This is a genomic window from Pseudoalteromonas sp. 19-MNA-CIBAN-0066, from assembly GCF_040308705.1.
In the GTDB taxonomy this organism is placed as follows: Bacteria; Pseudomonadota; Gammaproteobacteria; order Enterobacterales; family Alteromonadaceae; genus Pseudoalteromonas; species Pseudoalteromonas nigrifaciens.
The window spans coordinates 1-236 of the sequence record NZ_JBEONZ010000424.1 but is presented as its reverse complement, the minus strand read 5'-3'; the positions used below and the strand labels follow the sequence as shown (position 1 = coordinate 236).

The 236-nt window shown below is 73.7% G+C and carries 1 pseudogene; it reads right to left on the bottom strand.

What is annotated here, in order from left to right:
- Positions 1 to 236, bottom strand: a pseudogene (locus AAEZ18_RS19680) (2-oxo-hept-4-ene-1,7-dioate hydratase); the annotation flags it as partial.

Here is a 236-nt window from a genome sequence, read left to right as displayed (position 1 = left end):
CGCCGACCACGCTCGGCCCCGGCTCCAGCGCGACGTCGAAGCGCGACAGCCGGTTCGCGAGCCACGCGACGCCGTTCGCCGGATGGTTCAGCACGCCGGCTGCCACGCCGGTTTCCTCGACCACGCCGTTGCGCGACATGATCGCCGCGACCCAGCGCAAATCGACGTCCTGCGGGCGCACCGGCCGGCCGCCGATCACGACGCCCGCGTTCGCCGCGTTGTCGGCGATCGTGTCG